Source organism: Telluria mixta, from assembly GCF_029223865.1.
GTDB classification, from domain to species: domain Bacteria; phylum Pseudomonadota; class Gammaproteobacteria; order Burkholderiales; family Burkholderiaceae_D; genus Telluria; species Telluria mixta.
In genome coordinates this window covers 5,105,817-5,125,796 of sequence record NZ_CP119520.1, presented here as the reverse complement: position 1 = coordinate 5,125,796, position 19,980 = coordinate 5,105,817, and the positions used below count along the sequence as shown (strand labels likewise).

The 19,980-nt window shown below is 70.1% G+C and carries 14 protein-coding genes; all 14 read right to left on the bottom strand.

Translation table 11 applies throughout. The annotated features are described in order from the left end of the window. Window positions 1-110: 110 nt before the first annotated feature. Window positions 111-3,248, bottom strand: a complete 3,138-nt coding sequence (locus P0M04_RS22750) for an EAL domain-containing protein (RefSeq protein WP_259449506.1) — start codon at window positions 3,246-3,248, stop codon at window positions 111-113. Then, complete coding sequence (locus tag P0M04_RS22745) at window positions 3,245-4,303, bottom strand: chemotaxis protein CheB (protein WP_259449507.1); 1,059 nt, start codon at window positions 4,301-4,303, stop codon at window positions 3,245-3,247. Before P0M04_RS22745 ends, P0M04_RS22750 begins: the two co-directional genes overlap by 4 nt. Beyond that, window positions 4,300-6,447, bottom strand: a complete 2,148-nt coding sequence (locus P0M04_RS22740; RefSeq protein ID WP_259449508.1) for a hybrid sensor histidine kinase/response regulator — start codon at window positions 6,445-6,447, stop codon at window positions 4,300-4,302. The genes P0M04_RS22745 and P0M04_RS22740 overlap by 4 nt, the downstream gene beginning before the upstream one ends. A gap of 7 nt (window positions 6,448-6,454) precedes the next feature. Then, entirely contained in the window at window positions 6,455-8,089 is a 1,635-nt protein-coding gene (locus tag P0M04_RS22735) for a methyl-accepting chemotaxis protein (protein WP_259449509.1), read from the bottom strand. Between the two features lie 15 nt (window positions 8,090-8,104). Beyond that, a complete protein-coding gene (locus P0M04_RS22730; RefSeq protein WP_259449510.1) occupies window positions 8,105-8,710 on the bottom strand; it encodes a chemotaxis protein CheW in 606 nt (201 codons plus the stop codon). After that, complete coding sequence (locus P0M04_RS22725; protein ID WP_259449511.1) at window positions 8,707-10,017, bottom strand: CheR family methyltransferase; 1,311 nt, start codon at window positions 10,015-10,017, stop codon at window positions 8,707-8,709. Before P0M04_RS22725 ends, P0M04_RS22730 begins: the two co-directional genes overlap by 4 nt. After that, window positions 10,004-10,513, bottom strand: coding sequence for a chemotaxis protein CheW (locus P0M04_RS22720; RefSeq protein WP_259449512.1), 510 nt, complete (start codon window positions 10,511-10,513; stop codon window positions 10,004-10,006). The genes P0M04_RS22725 and P0M04_RS22720 overlap by 14 nt, the downstream gene beginning before the upstream one ends. A gap of 300 nt (window positions 10,514-10,813) precedes the next feature. After that, window positions 10,814-11,788 carry an HDOD domain-containing protein gene (locus P0M04_RS22715; protein ID WP_259449513.1) on the bottom strand — a complete coding sequence of 325 codons (975 nt, stop codon included), beginning with the start codon at window positions 11,786-11,788 and terminating at the stop codon, window positions 10,814-10,816. 142 nt (window positions 11,789-11,930) lie between these two features. Further along, entirely contained in the window at window positions 11,931-12,434 is a 504-nt protein-coding gene (locus tag P0M04_RS22710; RefSeq protein ID WP_259449514.1) for a response regulator, read from the bottom strand. Further along, window positions 12,412-13,761: a response regulator c-di-GMP phosphodiesterase, NosR family gene (gene nosR, locus P0M04_RS22705; protein WP_259449515.1), complete on the bottom strand. Its 1,350-nt coding sequence runs from the start codon at window positions 13,759-13,761 to the stop codon at window positions 12,412-12,414. The genes P0M04_RS22710 and nosR overlap by 23 nt, the downstream gene beginning before the upstream one ends. Before the next feature lie 16 nt (window positions 13,762-13,777). Continuing rightward, entirely contained in the window at window positions 13,778-14,608 is an 831-nt protein-coding gene (locus P0M04_RS22700; protein WP_259449516.1) for an HDOD domain-containing protein, read from the bottom strand. Then, window positions 14,605-17,190, bottom strand: a complete 2,586-nt coding sequence (locus tag P0M04_RS22695; protein WP_259449517.1) for an EAL domain-containing protein — start codon at window positions 17,188-17,190, stop codon at window positions 14,605-14,607. Before P0M04_RS22695 ends, P0M04_RS22700 begins: the two co-directional genes overlap by 4 nt. A gap of 135 nt (window positions 17,191-17,325) precedes the next feature. Continuing rightward, window positions 17,326-18,711, bottom strand: a complete 1,386-nt coding sequence (hemN, locus tag P0M04_RS22690; RefSeq protein ID WP_259449518.1) for an oxygen-independent coproporphyrinogen III oxidase — start codon at window positions 18,709-18,711, stop codon at window positions 17,326-17,328. Between the two features lie 12 nt (window positions 18,712-18,723). Beyond that, a complete protein-coding gene (locus P0M04_RS22685) occupies window positions 18,724-19,914 on the bottom strand; it encodes an NnrS family protein (protein ID WP_259449519.1) in 1,191 nt (396 codons plus the stop codon). Window positions 19,915-19,980 lie beyond the last annotated feature (66 nt).

Below are 19,980 nucleotides of genomic sequence, written 5' to 3'. Positions count from 1 at the left end.
CGTCGTTATGGTTATGAGAAGGGAAACCTGAAGTATGAGCCAGCCTCCCCCGCCCACCTATATGAAATGGGCCGGGCGGGTATCCAAAAGCGCGATAGCAGCCTCCTCCTTCACGGGTTCCCGTGCAACCGTTTCGCCTCGAATTCCGCGAACGCCTCGCGCACCGCCTCGTCCAGTTCCGTGTCGATCCACGGCTTCGTCAGGAACTTGAAGATCGCGCCCCGGTTGACGGCGTCCGTGACCGACTGCAGGTCCGTGTACCCCGACAGCACCATGCGCACGGCGAGCGGATACATCTGCTTCACGCGCGCGAGGAATTCCGTGCCGCTCATCCCCCGCATGCGCTGGTCGCACACGATGACCCCGACCTCGGTCGTCGCGAGGATCTCGAACGCCTCGCGCGCGCTGCTCGCCACCAGCACGCGGTAGCCGCTCTGGCGCATCGCGCGCCGGATCGCCGCCAGCAGGTTCACCTCGTCGTCCACGTACAGCATGGTACGGTGGTAGGGCTGCGGCTGCAGTTTCTCCAGCGCGAGCGCCTTCTCCTCGCGCAGCATGCGCTCGCAATCGTCCGCGGACGCGGGCCGCCCGAACAAATAGCCCTGCACCTCGTCGCAGCCGTTCTGCGCCAGCAGCGCCAGCTGCCCTTCCGTCTCCACGCCCTCCGCGATCACCTCCAGCCGCAGGCCGTGGCCCATTGCGATCACGGCGCGCGAGATTGCCAGGTCGTCCGGGTCGGACGTCAGGTCGCGCACGAACGACTGGTCGAGCTTCAGGCGGTCGACCGGGAAGCGCTTCAGGTAGTTCAGGTTCGAATAGCCGGTGCCGAAATCGTCGATGGCCAGGCGCACGCCCATGTCCTTCAGCTTGCACAGGATGTCGACGGTCTTCTCCGGGTCTTCCATCGACGCGCTTTCCGTCAGCTCCAGTTCCAGCAGCTTCGGCTCGAGTCCCGTCTCGGCGAGGATCTTCGCGACCGTGTCCACGATCCGCTCCGAGAACTGGCGCGCCGACAGGTTCACCGAGACCGGCACCGCGCGCAGGCCCTCGCGTTGCCAGGCCATCGACTGTTCGCACGCCAGGCCCAGCACCCGCTCGCCGATGGGCAGGACCATGCCCGTCTCCTCGGCCAGGCCGATGAAGCGGCCCGGCGGGATCAGGCCCAGTTCCGGATGCTGCCAGCGCAGCAGCGCCTCGAAGCCGATGAGCTGCCCGGTGGCGAGGCTCGCCTGCGGCTGGTAGTAGACGATCAGCTCGTCGCGCTCCAGCGCGCGCCGCAGCGCGTTCTCGAAGCGGAAGCGCTCGTACACGCCGTCGTTGAGCTCGGGCCGGTAGAACGCGTAGCGCTCGTCCTTGCTGGCCAGCGCGCGCTGCAGGGCCGCCTCCGCATCCTGCGTGAGGCCGTCGTAGTCGTCGGCGTCGTTCGGGAACAGCGCGATGCCGATGCACGGGTCCAGGTGCACGTTCTCGCCGTCGTGGACGAACGCCTGGTCCATGCGCTCCAGCACCAGGCGCGCCAGCGCGGCCAGCTCCGCCTCGTTCGCGCGCAGCGCGGCGAGCGTGAACGTGCGCTCCCCCGTGCGCGCGACGGTGAGGTCGGCGTCCTGGAGTTCCCCCAGGCGGGTGGCGGCCTGGCGCAGCAGCGCCTGTTCCGCTTCCAGCCCGACGCTGGCCCGGATCACCTGCAAACGCGTCAGCCGCAGCAGCATGTAGCCGAGCAGCGGCTTGCCGTCGATGACGCGGGCCTGCATCTGGCGCACGCGGTCGCGCAGCAGCACGTCGTTCGGCAGACCGGTCTCGCGGTCGAAGTTGGAGAGATAGCGCAGGCTCTCTTCCGCGCGGCGCAGCTCCGTCACGTCCATCCCCGCCGTGACGACGTACTGCACGCTGCCGTCGACGCGGCGCAGCATGGTCGACGACCAGATCACGGCGCGGACGGACCCGTCGCGCGCGACCCATTCGCCGCTCTGCTGCACCGGGACGGCGCCGGCCGGCGACGCATTGAACTCGATGGGCGCGTTGTCGGCGCGGCGGAACAGGTCGCGGAACGGCCGCCCCAGCACCTCCTCGGCGCGCCAGCCGGACGTCTGCTCGCAGGCCGGATTGAACAACCGGATGCTGCCGTCGCCGTCGACCACGCAGACGAGCGCCCCGGACAGGTTCACGACGGCCGCCAGCAGCGCGCGTTCCGACTCGAGCGCGGCGGTGCGCTCGTCCACCAGGCGCTCCATGTTGCCGTACAGGTGCGCGCGCTCGACGGCGACGGCGATCTGGCTGCCCACCGTCTCGAGCACCTGGCGGTCGTCCTCGGCCAACGGGCCGTCGCCGACGGTCAGGCACATCATGCCGCGGCTGCGCGTGCCGGTCGACAGCGGAATGCGCAGGCTCGGGAAACCGCGGCAGGTGGAACGCGCCACGGCGCCGGTCACCGGCGGTGAGCAATGACACGGCTCCATGACCGCGCCGGTGCCGTCGCGCGCGACCGCGAACGTGGGCCGGCCGTCGTGGTCGTGCAGGCGGATCGTCGCGCCGGTGACGCCCGGCAGGTCCAGCACGCGGTCGAGCGCACGCTCGGCCACGTCCTGCTCCGACAGCACCGGGTTGATCGCTTCCGCAACCCGGTACAGCCCTTCCAGCGACTGGTAAGAATGGGCGATGCGCTCCTGCTGGGCGCGCAACTGCTCCGTCATGTGGATCGCTTCCTCGTACGTGGAGATGAGGAGGTCGAAGATCTGCTGGCGTTCCGCCGTGATGAAATGGGTCTGCCCGCCCAGGTTGATCTTCATCCCCAGCTGCACCCGCTCGTTGGAACGCAGCGCGCGGTTGGCGAGGATGAAGCGGATGCGCCCGAGCAGGTAGTCCGCCTCGAACGGCTTGCGGATGAAGTTGTCCGCGCCGCAGTCGAGGCCCTTGATCACGTCGTACAGGCTGGAGAGGGACGTGAGCAGGATCACCGGCACGTCGAGCAGGCCGGCATCCTGCTTGATCGCCCGGCACATCTCGAAGCCGTCCATGCGCGGCATGTTGATGTCGGTGACGATGAGCGTCGGCGGTCGCTGTCGGGCAGCCTCCAGGCCCGCGCGGCCGTCGGAGGCGACGCGCACGCGGTAGCCCGCGGTTTCCAGCAGTTGCGCCAGCTGGCGGGCCTGGGTGGCGCTGTCCTCCACCACCAGGATCTCGATGTCGTTCGCGCTGTCCCTCATTTGGTCGGAATCGCGTTCGACGACATTGTCGGGAGACGTGCTCATGGATGGTCTCCATTCGTTGGGAAAACAGAAGACGGAAACGGCTCGGCCGGCAACCGCGCCAGCACCTTGCCGATTTCCGCGGGCTCGAGCACCAGCATCGCGGCGTCCAGCCGCAACGCCTCGCCCGGCATGCCGTAGACGACGGCGCTCGCGCGGTCCTGCGCGATCGTCAGCGCGCCGTGTTCGCGCAACACCTTCAATTCGGCCGCGCCGTCCTTGCCCATACCGGTCAGCAGGACGGCCGCGGTGGCGGCACGCAAGTCGGGATCGATGGCGCGGAACAGGTGCGACACGGACGGGCGCATGCCGTGTTCCGGCGGCGCCGGCACGAGCCGGCCGACGAGCCCCGGGCCCAGCGCCGCCTGCCAGCCTTCCGGGACGAGGCATGCGCGCCCGCCGGTCAGCGGCGCACCGTCCTTCAGCACGTCCACCGGGTAGCCGCTGGCGTCGGCCAGCCAGGTCGCCAGGCCGTCCATGAACCCGGGCGCGAGGTGCTGCACGATCACGACGGGCAGCGGGTAATCCTTCGGCAGTTCGGCCAGGATGTCGCGCAGCACGGTCGGGCCGCCCGTCGACGCGCCGATGGCGACGAGGCGCCGCGGCGCCCCCTGCAGCGGACGCGCCGCGCGCCGCGCATCGCTCCAGCGCCGCACGACGCGCACCTCGGCCATCGCCTTCACCGTGCGCACGAGGTCGCGCGCGCGGTCGGCATGCGCCGGGTTGCCGATGCCGGGGGGCCGCCGCACCAGCACCAGCGCACCCGCCTCGATCGCACGGAAGCTGGCGTCGACTTCCGCCCGGTCGTCGCTGCCGCTGACGACGACGATGCGCGTCGGGCAATCGCGCATGATGCGCCGGATCGCTTCGAAGCCGTCCATGCGCGGCATGTGCAGGTCCATCGTGATCACGTCCGGCTGCAGCTCGCGTGCGAGTTTCAGCGCTTCCTCCCCGTCGGCCGCGCAGCCCACGACCGCGAGGCCCGGGGCCGTGCCGAGAATGTGCATCAACAGCGCGCGCACGGAGTTCGAATCGTCGACGACCAATACCCGGATCATGATCCCTCCATCCCCGCCACGCGGCGCACCGTCGCCAGCAGGCGGTCCTGGTCGAAGCTGCCCTTGGTGAAATACGCGTCCGCCCCGGCGCGCAGCCCGGCCTCGCGCTGCTCGGGCGTCTGCAGCGACGTCACCAGGATCACGGGCAGCTCGGCGGTGGCCGGCGTCGCCCGGATGCTGGCGGTGAGCGCGAGGCCATCCATGTTCGGCATCTCGACGTCGCTCACCACCACGTCGTAGCGCCCCGTGCGCAGCCGCGATTGCGCGTCGAGGCCGTCGACGGCCGTGTCTACCGCATAGCCGGCGCCTTCCAGGATGTGCTTGAGCAGCAGGCGCGACGTCACGGAATCCTCCACGACGAGCACCTTGCGCGGCCCTGCCGTCGGCGCCGGCGCGGCCGCCGCGGCGGCGTTCGCGAGTCCGCGCGCGCCGATGTCGTCGAGCGCGATCACGGGCGCGAGGGTGCCGTCGCCCAGCTGCGCCGCGCCGCTGAACCAGCGCACCCGGCGCAGCAGCGGGCCGAGGGGCTTGGGCAGCAGGTCCTGCTCGGCGACGATGGCGTCGACATGCAGGGCGAACGCCTGGCCGCCCGCCTGCGCCGCGATCACCACGCCCTCTCCGGCTGCGGCGCCGCCGCCGGGCCGCGTCGTGCCGAACAGCGCCCCGAGGCGCACGAGCGGCAGCACGCGGCCGCCCATCAGCACGGTCTCGCGGCCCTCGACGGTGCGGACGGCCGCCTGCGCCGCGCTGCGCACGGCTTCCAGGCCCGCAAGCGGCAGCGCGTAGCGGTGGCCGTCGACTTCCACGACCAGCGCGTGCAGGCTCGCCACGCCCACCGGCAGCAGCAGTTCGAACGACGCGCCGGCACCCGGCACCGTGCCGACGACCAGCTGGCCGCCGGCGGCGGCCACCTTGTCCGCCACGATGGCCAGGCCCACACCGCGCCCGGACACGGACGTGACCTCGGTCCGGGTCGACACGCCGGCGCGCAGCGCGAGCTGCAGGCGCTGCTGATCGCTCATCTGCGCGAGTTCGGCGGCATCCACGCCGGCGCGGCGCGCGACCGCGTCCGTGTCGATGCCGGCGCCGTCGTCGCGCACGCGCACGCACACCATGCGCGCGTCGCGCTGCGTCACCGCGATCTTGATGCGCCCGGCCGGATCCTTGCCGGCGCGCGTGCGCTGGTCGGGCGTTTCGATGCCGTGGTCGACGGCATTCGTGACGAGATGGATCAGCGCTTCGCGCACGACGCCCAGCACGCGCCGGTCGAGGTCCACGTCGGCGCCGAAGGTCTCGAGCCGCACCTGCTTGCCGCGGCCGCGCGCGAGGTTGCGCACGAGCGCGGGCAATTCGCCGAACGCGGCGGCGGCCGGCACCAGCGCCGTTTCCAGCACCGCATCGAACAGGCGGGCGCGCACCGCATGCAATTCCTTGCCCGTGTTTTCCAGCCCGGTGGCCAGCTGCGCGCAGGCGAGCTCGATGCGCACGGCTTCGTCATCGAAGGCAGCGGGCCCTTCGCGGCGCCGGGTCGCGATCCCGGCCGCGAACAGCCGCAATTCGTCGACGTGATGGCGCAGCTTCAGTTCGACGGGCAGCAGGCCTTCCGCGTGGGCGCGGATCGAATCGATGCAGCGGCCGTCGACGCGGATGCGTTCGTCGGTCCGGTTTTGCTCCGCCTCTTCGACTGGCTCGTCGACGGATTCCGGTTCTTCCGGCGCAGGCGCTGGCGCAGGCGCAGGTGCTTCGGCCGTCTGCACCGGCGCCTCGCCCGCGGCGGCGTCGACCTGCGCCGCCAGCAGGCCGGCCACCTTGCGGCTGCGCAGGCCAGGCGCGTCGACGACCTGGCGCGCGGCCGCGGCGGCCCGGTGCAGCAGGTCGAACTGTTCGGCCGTGGCGCGCGCGCGCACGACGGGCAGCATGCCTTCCAGCGCATGGCACAGGCGCTCCAGTTCGAGCTCGTCGACCGTGCGCGCCGCGCCCTTGAGGGTGTGCAGCACCTTCAGCAGGCGCTCGACCAGGACGTCGCGCTGGCCCACGCCCGCCTGCTCGAGCGCCACCAGGTTCACGTCGATCTGGGCCAGGTGCTCGCGCGCCTCCTCGCCGAAGATGGCGCGCAACCGTTCCCGGAACGCTTCGTCGCTCATCGCGGGATCAGAACTGGAAGCGGTCGATGGTCTGGCGCAGCGACTGCCCCAGCGCATGCAGGTTGCGCGCCGACGCCTCCGCCTGGCGCGAGCCGGCCGCGTTTTCCGTGCTGGCCTGCTGGATGTTCTCCATCGCCAGCACCACCTGGTCCATGCCGGCCAGCTGCTGCTGGCTCGACACTGCGATCTGCACCGCCGCCTGCGCCGCCTCCGTCATGGTATCCGCCAGTTCGCGGATGGCCTCGCCGGCCTGATTCGTCTGCTCGACGCCCTGCGCGACCGTCCTGGCGCCCTGCTCCGTGATCATCACGGCCGCGCCCACGCTCTTCTGGATCTCGCCCAGGATCTCGCGCACCTGGCGCGTGGCCTGGCGCGACTGCTCGGCGAGGCTCTTGACTTCCTGCGCCACGACGGCGAAGCCGCGGCCATGTTCGCCGGCCTTGGCGGCCTCGATGGCCGCGTTCACGGCCAGCAGGTTGGATTGCTCGGCCAGGCCCGCGACCGTCGCGGTGATCTCGCCAATGGCGTGGCTGCGCTCGGACAGGCGCACGACGGTGCTCGCGATCGCCTCCATCTTTTCCTGGATCGATCCCATGCCCTTCACGCTGTCCTCCAGCGCGCGCCTGCCGTCGGCAGCCGTGCGCGCGGCCCGCTGCGCCGCCTCCGACACGGTGCGCGACTTCTCGGACGCCAGCAGCGACGTCTGCTTGACCTCCTCGACCGTGGCGGTGGTCTCGCTCACGGCGGCCGCCGTCTCGGCCGTGCTGGCCGCCGCCTGCGCGCTGCTGGTCAGGATCTCGCCGGCGGCCCCGGTCAGCGTCGCGACGCCGCGCGTCGTCTCGGCCGCGAGCACACGCCACGACTGCACCATGTCGCCCAGCGCGCGCATCAACTGCCCGACCTCGTCGCGGCTCGTGCCGGCCGGGACGTCGGCGCGCAGGTCGCCCGTCGCGATGCGTGAGGCCACGGCGGTCGCGTCGCGCAGCGGGACGGCGATGGCGCGGTTGAGCCAGACCGTCTTCGCGAACGCCAGCGCGACGACCGCCAGGTTCAGGACGATCAGGGTCGCGCCCGCGGTTTCCACGAGCGCCTCGCCGTCGCGCATCCGCGACCGCGCTTCCGCCATCTGCTTCGTCGCGATCTCGTCGGCGACGGTCCGCAGGCGGTCGAACGTGTTCTGCAGGCGCCCCGTCGCGGCCTCGCCGGCGGCCGCGCGCTGCCCGGCCCGCACCTGCGCGAGCACCTCGTTGTCGCGCACGTTGTCGTACTCCTGGTAGGCGTTGGCGAGGCGCGCATAGTCCGCCGCAAACGATTGATCGGCGTTCTTGTGCTCGGCGAGCTCGCCGAGCAGCCCCCGGATCGCCGCTTCCTCGGCCTCGAGCTGGCGTCCGAAACCCACCTGGGTGACGCTGCCGGCGACCAGCGTGGACAGCAGCGCCACGCGTTCGCGGTTGATGGCGCTGCGCAGTTCCAGCACCTTCATCGTGACCGCCAGGTCGTCGTTGTACAGGCGCTGCTGCAACGCCCGCTGGCGCGCGAGTCCGTTCCAGGACGAGTAGCTGGACAACACCATCGCCACGACGATCAATCCGAAACCGACCATCAGTTTCGCGCGGGTGGAAAGGTCGGCAAGGGCGCGCATGGGAATCTCCTGTTGTTATTGGTGGTCCGTATTCACGGTCAGCGCGGCATCGGCGAGCAGGCGCCGCGCGTCGAGCAGCGCCGTGCGGTCGGGGGCGACGCCGAGCAGCCAGCTGGCGTCCTGGCCGGCCAGCAGCGGCTGGTCGTGCCCCAGGTGCTCGTGCGGGAAGTGGCGGGTGCCGTCGATCGCGTCGGCCAGCACGGCGAAGCGGTTGGCCTCGCCGCGCAGGACGATCAGCGCGCCCGGTTCGGCCAGCTCGGTGAGCGGCAGCGCGAGCAGCACGCGCAGGTCGACGACGGCCAGTACCTCGCCTTCCCACATCGCGATGCCGGCGACGACGCCCGGCACGCCGGGCAAGGCGGTCAGCGGCAGCGCCGGCAGCACGCGCGCGACCCAGGCCGAATCGAACGCATAGCGCTCGCCGCCGCAGCGGAAGGCCAGCACCTCGATGCCCGTGGGTGCTGCCGGTTCCGGCGCGGCGCCCGCGGCGGCCAGCGCGGCCGCGCGCTCCGCGAGCAGGCGCTCCTGGGCCGTGGGGTCGAAGCGATCCAGCGCGGCCAGGCCCGCGCCCGCCGCTTCGAGCCGGCGCGACAGGGCTTCCCAGTCGAAGGCGGCCGTCATGACATGCGCTCCAGCCAGGCGCCGGCGGCGCCAAGCAGCTCGGCGTCGGCACCGGCCAGCCGCCGGCAGTCGCGCAACAGGCTGCGCGCGCGCGGCCGCCGGCCCGCGGCGTCTTCGATCAGCGCCCACAGGTAATGGCCGAACGCGCTGTCCGGTTCGAGATACAGAAGGCGCCGCGCGCAATGGCGCGCGAGGGCCAGGTCGCCGTGCTCCAGCGCGAACAGCGCGGCGCGCTGCTGCAACGGGGCCGACAGCGCCTCGGCCTCGACGGCACGGCGCAGGCATTGCAGCGCCTCTTCGCGCGCGCCCGTTTGCGCCAGCGCGTGCACGCGCGCCATGGCCGTATCGTCCGCCGCGACCGGCGCGGACGGCCTGGCCGCCGCCAACGGCTCGGGACGGGGGACGGGCGCGGGTGCCCGCACGACCGGCGCGCCGGCAGCCACCGGCGGCACCGGCGGCACCGGCGCGGGCGCGGGCAATGCGTCCTTGCGGAAGAACACGGCGTCCTCCAGGTACACGGGCGTAAAACCCTGGAACAGCCGGGTCGACGCCTCGCTCGCATTCACGACGAGCCAGCCGCCGTCGACGAGGCTGTCGCGCAGCCGCGCGACGACGCGCGCGGCCTGGTCCGGCCCGAAGTACATCAGCACGTTGCGGCAGAAGATGACGTCCAGCGCGGACGGATAGGTGTCGCTCGCGAGGTTCAGGTTCGCGAAGCGCACCTGGGCGCGCAGGGATGCATCGACTTCGTAGCGGCCGTCGCCCAGCGGCCGGAAGAACGCGGCCAGGTCGGCCGGGTCGGCGCGGCGGAACGACCAGCGCCGGTAGATGCCCGTGCGGGCGACGTCGAGGAAGGCGTCGTTCAGGTCGGTGGCGAGGATGTCCACCCGCTCGGGCGGCAGCTGCGGCACGCCGCGGCGCAGCGCCAGCGCAATCGAATACGGTTCCTCGCCCGTGCAGCAGCCGGCGCTCCAGATGCGCAACGGGCGCGCCGCACCGCGCGCCAGCAGCGTGCGTGCCTGGTCGCACACGAGGTCGAACGCGCGCGGCTCGCGCAGGAAATACGTCTCGCCGATGGTCAGGAAGCGTGCGCACAGGGCGGCGCGCGCGTCGTCCCACGGCCCCGCCAGCAGCCACGACGCGCAGGCCGCGGCGCCCGGCAGGCCCAGCGCGTCGGCCATCCGGTCCAGGGCGGCGTCGAACTGGCGGCGGCGCGGGCCCGCGAACGTCAGGCACGTCGCGGCCTCGACCCGCTGCGCCGCGAGGTCGAGCACGTCGGCGACGACGGTGTCGTCAGTGGCACTCACCTGCCGCTCCCAACGCCTGCGTCAACTGCGCCCGTTCGTGATCGAACAGGAACCGGGCCGGGTCGACCACGAGACAGAGCCCGTCCGGCAGGCGCACCACGCCGTCGACGTAGCCGGCGGCGCCCGCGGCATCGGGCCAGGCGCTGTCCGGGACCGCCGTACCCGGGCCGACGACCGCGTCCACCACGAGCGCGCACAGGAAGCCGTCCATCTCGACGATGAGAAATTGCTGGGTGGGCGAGATCACCGTCGGGCGGCCGGTGGCACGAAGGGCGAAATCGAGGACGGTGACGGTGTCGCCGCCCACGTCGAGCACGCCGAGCACGATCTCCGAAGCGCCCGGCAACGGCACCGGCCGCGCGCTGAGCACGGCCCGCCGCACCGTTGTCAGCGGCACGGCAAAGCGCTGCCCCCGGCAAATGAACTCAAGGACCTGCATGGCTGCCGGTTGCCGCGCCGGCAACGCCGCTTCGGACGCAAAAGCGGAGGGATTCATGACCATCTCCTGTCGATGCGATGCCATGCGACCGCTGGCATTCCTCGCATGAGCCTGATCGTAGCGGACCTTGAGAGCGGCGTCTCACCGCGGCCGTGCATGCTATGGATGTATGTACAGGTTCTCCATGCAGGAAGAATGGCTAAACCTGTAGATTTCCTGAAATTTCTAGCAATAAATCGCCCACGCGCATCTTAAAATACCGCAAATTCGATAATTCTGTCGCAAATTAAACGACAGGGGTTATCGATATAATGTTGCGGAAAATTGACATTCCACACGAAGCGTGTGGGTAATCGATTAGCTTTCGACGTGAGCCAGCTTGCCGAGGCAACGGCGCTGGAAGCTGTCGAGTCCATCCGTGACGAGGGCATCGTCCTCCGTCACGGCGCCGGCATCGATCAGCAGCCGCAGCTTGGCGATGCGGTCGCCCTGCGCGAGCGCCCGCGCGAGGTTGGATGCGTCCGGCGCGCCCGCCTGTTCGATGGCAAGGGCGACCTCCGCCGGGAATTCCCAGTGGCGGGCGATGCCGGCCGACATCTGCCGCCCCAGGGCGAGCAACTGGCTGCTGAACCCGGTGGAACCGGGCACGGCGCGGTCCGGGCACAGGCGGAATGCGACGATCAGGCCGACGTTCTGCATCAGGCCGGAAAGGTACGCTTCGAATCCACCGGCGGGAATCCCCGGCGCGATCAGGCTCGCGGCCAGCGCGCACCGCTCGGACTGTTCCCACACGTGCGGCGCGACCCGGCGCGCGAAACCGTCCGAGTCCATGTTGATGACGGGCCGGAACGCGACGCGCGCCAGCACCATGCGCAGGCCGTTCTGCCCCAGCAGCTTGATCGCGGCGCCGACCGTGTCGACCTTCGTCATGGGGCGATAGAACGCGCTGTTGGCCTCGCGGATCACTTCCGCCACGAGCACGGGGTCCTGCACGACGAGGCGCGACAGGTCGCCGGTCGACACGTCTTCCTCGCCCAGGCTGCCCAGCAGCTGGGGGATGACTTCGGGGACGCGCGGCACGAGCCCGGCCGCATCGTCCGGACGGGCCGCGAGCGCGCGGACCTCGTCGAGGATACCGTTTTCCACGTCGGGAGCGGCGTCGAAACGGGCCGAGCCCGTCAGCCAGCGGTAATAGGCCGCATCGATGTCGTGGCCGATGCGCTCAAGCTGCCGTGCCTGCTCCAGTTTCTGCTCGCCGGCCTTGGCCGCCGTCGCCGCGGACTGGCTGGCGCCGCCGTCCGAACCGCCCATCAAACGAGAAATCCAACCCATACCGTCACCCCCGCGCCAACGTACATTGTTATGCGCTGGATTGTGTCAAAGAAATTGCCTTATGGCAATTCAATCCACATAGTGGTAACGATTTCAAGACGCCAAGACGGGATTTCCCACCGATCCGGACGGGATCGCGGGCTCAGAACAGGCGGATATTGCCGTCTTCGTCCCAGTCGACGCGGGTGATGCCGGGCTCGTCCTGTTCCAGGCGCCGCAGCACATCGTCCCGTCCGCCGGCCGGCGCCGGGCGCGACGGCGCGAACCGGTCGCGGCGCGCAAACGCTTCGCGCACGGTCGCGACGAGTTCTTCCTGCTGCCACGGCTTGGCCAGGTAGCGGAACACTTCGGCGCGGTTGACGGCATCGGCCACTTCGAGGATTTCCGTCGTCGCGGACACGACGATGCGAACCGCTTCCGGCTGCAGGCCTTTCATGAGCTGGAGCACGTCGGCGCCGTTCAGGCCGGGCATGCGGTAGTCGGAGATGACGACGTCGAAGTCCTGTTCGCCCGCGCGCAGGACGGCCGCTTCCGGTTCGTCGAACGCTTCGATCACGACGTCGTCCGGCGGGAATGCCGCGCGCAGGGTGCGCCGCAGGGCGCTCAGCACGGACGGTTCGTCGTCAAGAATGAGAATGCGGCGCATCGGGAGACCCTGACTTCACGTAAAGTTGCAATTCGATCGACGAGCGGCGCTCGTATTCGGCGAGCTGTTTCAGCATCCGGTCGGACAGGACATGGTCGGCCGACAGCAGCAGCGTCCCTTCCGGGGATACCAGGTCGCGGGTGAGCACCATGCCCGGCTTGAGCTGGGCCGTGCCCAACGCGACTTCGGCGATCACCTCGGCCACGCTGCGCCCGGTGCGGATATCGTAGAACGCTTCGACGACCTCCGGATCGTAGCGCTTGCCGCGGCTTTCCGCGACGAGTTCCGTCGCCTGCGCCGCATCCGCCCGGCGCTGCGCGAGCAGGCCACGCTGCAGCGCCTCGAAATCGTGGGCCACCGCCAGGATGCGCGCGCCGAGCGGGATGTCGAAGCCGCCCATGCCTTCCGGGAAGCCGGCGCCGTCGAAGCGCTCGCGGTGGGCGCCGATGATGCGTGCCGCCTCACGCAATTCCTCGAGCGGCATCAGGATCTGTTCGCCCAGCTGCGGGTATTTGCGGTAGAGCCCGAGGTTGTCGCCTTTCAGCACCGATTCGGGGATGCCGATCAGGCCGTCGGGAAATCCGGTTTTGCCGATTTCGTGCAGCAGGCCCGCCACGAAGATGTCCTGCGCCTCGCGGGCCGGCAGGCCCATGCGGATGGCGATGCGGCGCGCCAGGTCGGCGACCCGGCGGCCGTGGCCGGGCACGGCGCCGGCGCGCGTCTCGACCATGCTCGAGAACACCTTGATGAGCGTAAGGAAGTTGTTCTTGAGGCGTTCGTGCGAGGCCTGCAGCGATTTCTGGGCCGCGGACAGTTCCGCCGTCCGGTCGCGCACGCGCTGTTCCAGGTTCGCGTTCAGGTCGCGCAGCTGCTCGTTCTGCTGGCGCGTCAGTTCTTCCAGCCGGATCTTTTCGCGTTGCAGCGACTGGCGTTCCAGCGCGTCGCGCACGACGAGCAGCATCGCATCCTCGTTCCACGGCTTCGTGATGTAGCGGTAGACCTCGCCGCGATTGATCGCGCCGATGGTGGCCTCGTGGTCGGCATGGCCCGTCAGCAGCAGGCGTAGCGTGTCCGGCCAGCGCTGGCGCACGCGTTCGAGGAATTCCGTACCGTTCACTTCCGGCATCTGCATGTCGGAAATCACGATGTCGACGTGCTCCTCTTCCAGCACGGCCCACCCGGCCGCGGCGCTGCCGGCAACCAGGACCTTGTAGTTTTCGCGGCGGAACAGGCGGCGCAGCGAGGCGAGGATATTCGGCTCGTCGTCGACGCACAGGATCGTGCCCGCGGGCGCATCCGTGCGCGCGGTGGCGGAAAACATGTTCATGACTGAGTATTGTCGTTCATCGCTGATCTTGCATCAAAAGCCGGCATGCTTCCTCGAATTGCCCTTCCGTCTCGCGGCACACGGCGGCCAGTTGTTCCGGCAGCAGCCCGAGGTTGGCCGCCGCCACGCCGGCCATGCGCCCGTTTGGATCGAGCGCATGTACCAGCCCGTTCGCCACGTGCACGACGCCGGGGATGTCGGCCAGGTCGGCCGCGGCCGGTGCGTGGTGCTGGCCGATCGCGCGCTGGATCACCGGCGGGAACTTCCACGCCTCGGCGAGCAGTTGGCCGGCGCGTTCGTGGTCCACGCCGAGCACGCGCAGCTCGACGGCGGATAGGTCCGCCCCATCGTACTCCGCGATCACCCGCGCATACTGCTCGGGGAAGCTGGTCGCCAGCACGAGCCGGCCGATGTCGTGCAGCAGCCCGCCGATGAAGGCCGCGTCCTGGTCGAGCCCCGCGTGGCGCGCGAGGCTGCGGGCGCACAGCGCGGTCGCGATCGAATGGCGCCAGAAATAGGCCACGTCGACCCTGGGCTGGCCGGCGGCGCCGAAGCGGTCGATGACGTTGCCCGCCACGGCCAGCGCCCGCGCGCTGTCGAACCCGAGCACGACGATCGCCTGCTTGACCGTTTTCACCCTGGCGGGCAGGCCGTAGAACGACGAATTCGCCAGGCGCAGGATTTTCGCGGCCATCGCCTGGTCGCGCGACATCTTCTCGGCCAGGGTCGTGACGTCGACGTCCTCGCGCCCGAACGAACTGATCAGGTCGAGCACGACGGACGGCAGCGCCGGCAGGTCGCGCAGGCGCTGCACCACCTGGGTGAGTTGAACCACGCTCGTCGTCATGCCGGCGCCGCCATCCGGTCCTGCTCGATGACGATCAGCCAGCCCCGCGACTGGGTGCCGTTGCCCATCGGCTGCATGCGGGCATGAAGCCGATGCTCGCCGAGCCGGTGTTCGAACGCGAAACTCGAACCTTCCGGCAACGGCTCCGGCAGGCCGGGGAACAACTGGCGCAGCTCGCATCCCAGCACCGCGCCCTGCACCTGTCCCTGCGCCGCGAACAGCCCGTGCGCCGCGCGGTTGGCCAGCACGATGGTGCCGGTATCGTCGCTCGCCAGCACCGGCACGGGCACGTTGTCGAGCGCCTCGTGGACGATGTCGAGGCTGATCTCGCCCCGTTCGATGTCGCTCTGCTGGCGCGCCAGCACGGATTCCAGCTGGCGGTTCACGGCCGCGAGCTTCTGGTTCGCCGTGCGCACTTCCAGGGTCAGCACGCGGTTCTCGTTGGCCATCGCGCCGTACGCGACCGCCTCCTGGATGTGGCTGCGCAACTGCTCGTCGTCCCAGGGCTTCGTCAGGAATTTGTAGATCGCGCCGCCGTTCACGGCGTCCGTCACCGTCTGCAGCTCGGTATAGCCGGACAACACGATGCGCACGGTGTCCGGATACAGCCGGCGCACCTCGCGCAGGAATTCGACGCCGGTCATCTCGGGCATGCGCTGGTCGGACACGATCACGTCGACGGTGTGTTCTTCCAGCAGCTTCAGGCCTTCCCTGCCGCTGTTCGCGGTGAGGATGCGGTAGCCGTCGCCGCGCAGCAGGCGGCGCAGCGACGACACGATGCTGGTCTCGTCGTCGACGAGCAGCAAGGTCGGCTGCGTGCGGTTGAAGCGCAGCAGGCGCGGCGCCAGGCCGGGGCCCGTCTGCAGTTGCGCGGTCATCGCGTCGAACGGCACCGGCCCCGACACGAAATCGCCCTGCACCGCGTCGCACATGTGGCGCGCCAGGAAATCGCACTGGCCTTCGCGCTCGACACCGTCGGCGACGACGCGCATGCCCAGGCTGTGGCCCATCGTGACGATCGCATCCACGACGGCCGCCGCGCCGTCCCCGTCGGGCACGCGCGCGATGAACGAACCGTCGATCTTGAGCACGTCGATCGGCAGGCGCTGCAGGTTGACAAGGCTCGATGAACCGGTCCCGAAGCCGTCGAGGCCCAGCCGGATGCCCTTGTCGCGCAACGCGCGCAGGCAACCGGCCAGGCGGTCCACGTCTTCCGCCAGCAGGTTCTCGGCCAGTTCCAGGTCCAGGCAGGTCGGCGGCACGCCCGCCTCCGCGAGCGCGAGCAGGATCGTCCCTTCCAGGTCGCACATCGCGAGCTGGCGCGCCGTCAGGTGGACGCCCACGCGCAGCGCGGTGTGTCCCTGCGCACGCCACTGCGCGGCGTGCGCGGCGGCGCGGCGCAGTACCCAGTCGGCCAGCGCGCCGCCCAGGCCGCACTCTTCCGCCACGCCGAGCAGGGTGGCCGCCGGCACCGCGGCGCCGTCATGGTCCAGGCAGACCGTCGCTTCCACGGCGCAGATCGCGCCGGAGACGAGGTCGACCCGCGGCCGGTAGCGCAAGGACAGGCCGTCGCCCGCGAGCGCCTCGCGCAGCGCGAAGCCGATCCGCATGCGGTCGAGGCCGCCATCCGCGGGCAGCGTATCGTCCCAGCACTGCGTGCCGGCACCCGCTTCCTGGGAGCACGCGAGCGCGCGGTCGGTGGCGAGCAGCAGGTCTTCCGCCGTGGCGCCGCTCAGGGGGAACGCCGCGGCGCCCACGCAGCAGGTCACGTACACGCCATGTCCATCGTGTTCGAACGGCTCCGCCACCGCCCGGACGATGTCCTCGATGCGCACCGCCGCCTGCGGTTGCTGCGTCCCTTCCAGCAGCAGCAGGAACTTGTCGCCGCCGTCGCGGGCGACCGTGACGTCGGGCCCGGCGGCGCGCTCGATGCGCCGCGCGATCTCGACCAGGATATGCTCGCCGCCTTCGCGGCCGACCAGCGCGTGGACGCGCTTGAACAGGTCGAGCTGCAGCGCCGCCACGTGCACCGGATGCTGGACGCGCGCCGCGCGGCGCAGCGCGTGTTCGAGGCGGTCGCGGAACAGGGCGTGGTTCGGCAGGCCCGTGAGCACGTCGTGCGTCAGCGTGAACTGCAGGTCGCGCTGCGACACCGTCTCCATCGTCACGTCGCTGCCCAGGATCAGGAGACCGGCGCCGCCCTGCGACTCGCTGTGCGGCACGGGTTGCGCCACGAAGTCGACGTAGCGCTGTTGCGGTGCGCCGTCGGGACCGGGCAGCCGCACCGGCCAGGCGCGGTGCACGACCGGTTCGCCCGTGGTCAGCGCGGATTTCAGCAGCGCCACGACGCCCTGCTCCGCCACTTCCGGAAGCGCGACCTCCATCGGCAGGCCGATCAGGTCGGCGCGTCCCACCAGGCGTTTGTAAGCGTCGTTCGCGTGGGCGAACACGAGGTCGGGACCGACGACGAAGGCGACGAAGCCGGGCGCATGTTCGAGCCATTCGAGCGCGACATAGCCCTCGGGGCAAGGCGGCGTCGACGGCGTCATGGGCGCGGGTAGATGTGAGGTGGCTGCATTCATGGCAGTTTGGCAATACTCGATAAGCTTGAGAAGAATCAAGCCGTATGTCGAGAATATAGAACATTGCCGTAGAGAATGTTCGCCTATTTGCAGAAACTGTGTCGTCGTGAATACAGTCTGGACTCTCTGCCAAGCCTACACGGTGCGCGAATACTGCATCCTTTGCAACGGCACGGCAGCGGGCTTGCCGAAATAGTCATCGAACACCATGCAGATATTACGCACCAGCAGCCGCCCCTTCGGCGTGACGTCGATGCGGTCCGGCGCCACGGTCAACAGGCCGTCCTGCGCCAGTTCGGCCAGCCGTGCCAGCTCCGGCGCGAAGCGCGCTGGGACGTCGACGTCCCAGCGCGCCGCGAGGTCGCGCAGGTCGAGCGCGAAGTCGCACATCAGCTTCTGGATCACGTCGCGCCGCAACAGGTCGTCGCCGGACAGCGCCAGCCCGCGCGCCACGGGTAGTTCGCCACGATCGAGGCGCGCGTAATACGGTTCGAGCGATTTCTCGTTCTGCGCATAGGTGCCGTTCACGGCGCTGATGGCCGACACGCCGCAGGCAACCATGTCGATCTCCGCATGCGTCGAATAGCCCTGGAAATTGCGGTGTAAAGTACGATCGCGCTGGGCGCGCGCGAGTTCGTCGTCCGGCCGGGCGAAGTGGTCCATGCCGATGTAGACATAGCCCGCTGCGCCGAGCCTCTCGATGCACAGGCCCAGCATCGCCAGCTTCGTCGCGCCGTCCGGGAGATCCTCGTCGCGGATCAGCTTCTGCGACTTGAACAGTTGCGGCATGTGCGCATAGTTGTAGACGGAGATCCGGTCCGGCGCCGCGGCGACGACCTTGTCCAGCGTGGCCGTCATCGTCGTCACGTTCTGCAGCGGCAGGCCGTAGATCAGGTCGATGCTGATGGAGCGGAAGCCCGCGTCGCGCGCGGCGGCGATGGCGTCGCGCGTCAGCGCTTCCGGCTGGATGCGGTTGACGGCGCGCTGCACGTCCTCGTCGAAGTCCTGCACGCCCAGCGACAGACGATTGAACCCTTGCCTGCGCAACGTGCGGATGCGGCGCGCGTCCACGGTGCGCGGGTCGATCTCGATCGAGAACTCGCCGACGTCGTCGGCCGCGAACGTGTAACGGCTGCGGAGAATGCCCAGCAGGTCGCCCATCTGGTCGTCACTGAGGTAAGTCGGCGTGCCGCCGCCGAAGTGCAGCTGCTCGACGACGGCGCCGTCCGCGAACAGCGCGGCCTGCATGTCGATCTCGCGCAGCAGGTAGCCCAGGTATGTCGCGGCCTTCGCGCGGTCGTGCGTGATGATCTTGTTGCACGCGCAGTAGTAGCACAGCGATTCGCAGAACGGGATGTGCACGTACAGCGACAGCGGCTTGCCCGGCCGTGCGGCGGCGGCAAACTCGCCGGCGCCGAACGCCGGGGTAAAACGGTCCGCGGTGGGGTACGACGTGTAGCGCGGACCGCGCTGGGTCATGCGGGCGATCAGGTCGGCGTCGAATTCGATGGTGGGATGCATGGTCACTCCGGTTCAGCCTTCACGGCCGTCGATGCGGGCGGAGGTCAGGTAAGGCACATAGACCGCCAGGTAGGCGAGGAAGGCGGCGGTCCAGCACATGGTGGCGAGCACCAGGCCCGCATCACGCCAGGCCGGCACCACGCCGGCGGCGAAGCGCAGCACGACGGCCGCCTGCACGAGCACAAACATCGCGGTCTCGCCGCGGCCGGCCTTCAGGGGACGGCCCGTGTGGCCCAGCGCCGTGCGGGTGATCATGCCCATGATCAGGCCGGCGAGCGCGCCGACCGTCAGCACGTGCAGCGCCGCGCTGCCCGTGACGACGCCGTACTGGGCCAGCGCCAGCAGCAGGAAGCCGAACGGGATCCAGAAGTACGAGACATGCAGGATCCACAGCAGCGGATTGCGCCACGTGCGCCACGGCTGCCAGCCGAGCAGGCGGACAGCCTGGCCGACGGCCGCGAACAGCGCGAGGCTGGCGGTGACGGGAGCCGGCAGGCCGAACGTCCATGCGAGACCCGCCAGCACGGTCAGTGCCAGCGCCCATGTGTCGCGGCGCGCATCCTGCACGGGCAAAGTGCCCGGCGCGCCGTTGCGAGTGAACATGGGGATCACGCGACCGCCGATCACGATCTCGATCACGACGATCAGGAGGATCGCGGCGTGCACGGGCGCCAGCGGATCCGCGCGGAGCCAACCCAATGCGGCCGCGTGATAGCACACATTGGTCAACGTGAGCAGCGCCAGCAGGCCGACGAGGAACATGTTGCGCATGTTCCCCGACTGCTTCAGCACGCGGAACAGCGGCCACGCGGCGACCGGCAGGAACGCGGCGTCCACGACGGCACCGATGACGGGCGGCGCGGCCAGCATGGCGATCCGCCCCGCCACCCACACGGCGGCGATGGCGGCCAGCGCCTTGCCGCGCGGGGTCCACAGCTTCGTCCAGTTGTAGCCGGCCGTGTACAGGAAGCCGACGACGACGGCCAGCGCGAAGCCGAACACCATTTCGTGCATGTGCCACAGCATGTCGATGCGCACGGGCAGCCGCACGCCCGCCTGCGCCGCGATCCACAGCGGCACGGCGAGCGCGCCGAACGCGGCGGCCAGCAGGTAGAACGGGCGGAACCCGAGCGCGAACAGCGGCGCGCCGTGGCCGGCAGGTGGCTGCGCCGGACGGGCTTCTTCGATGGTCATGAGGGCCATGGCGGCCTCCTTTTAAGTGGTATCTCGGCTGCATGTTAGAAGCCGCGGCCGCACCGGACAATCGGC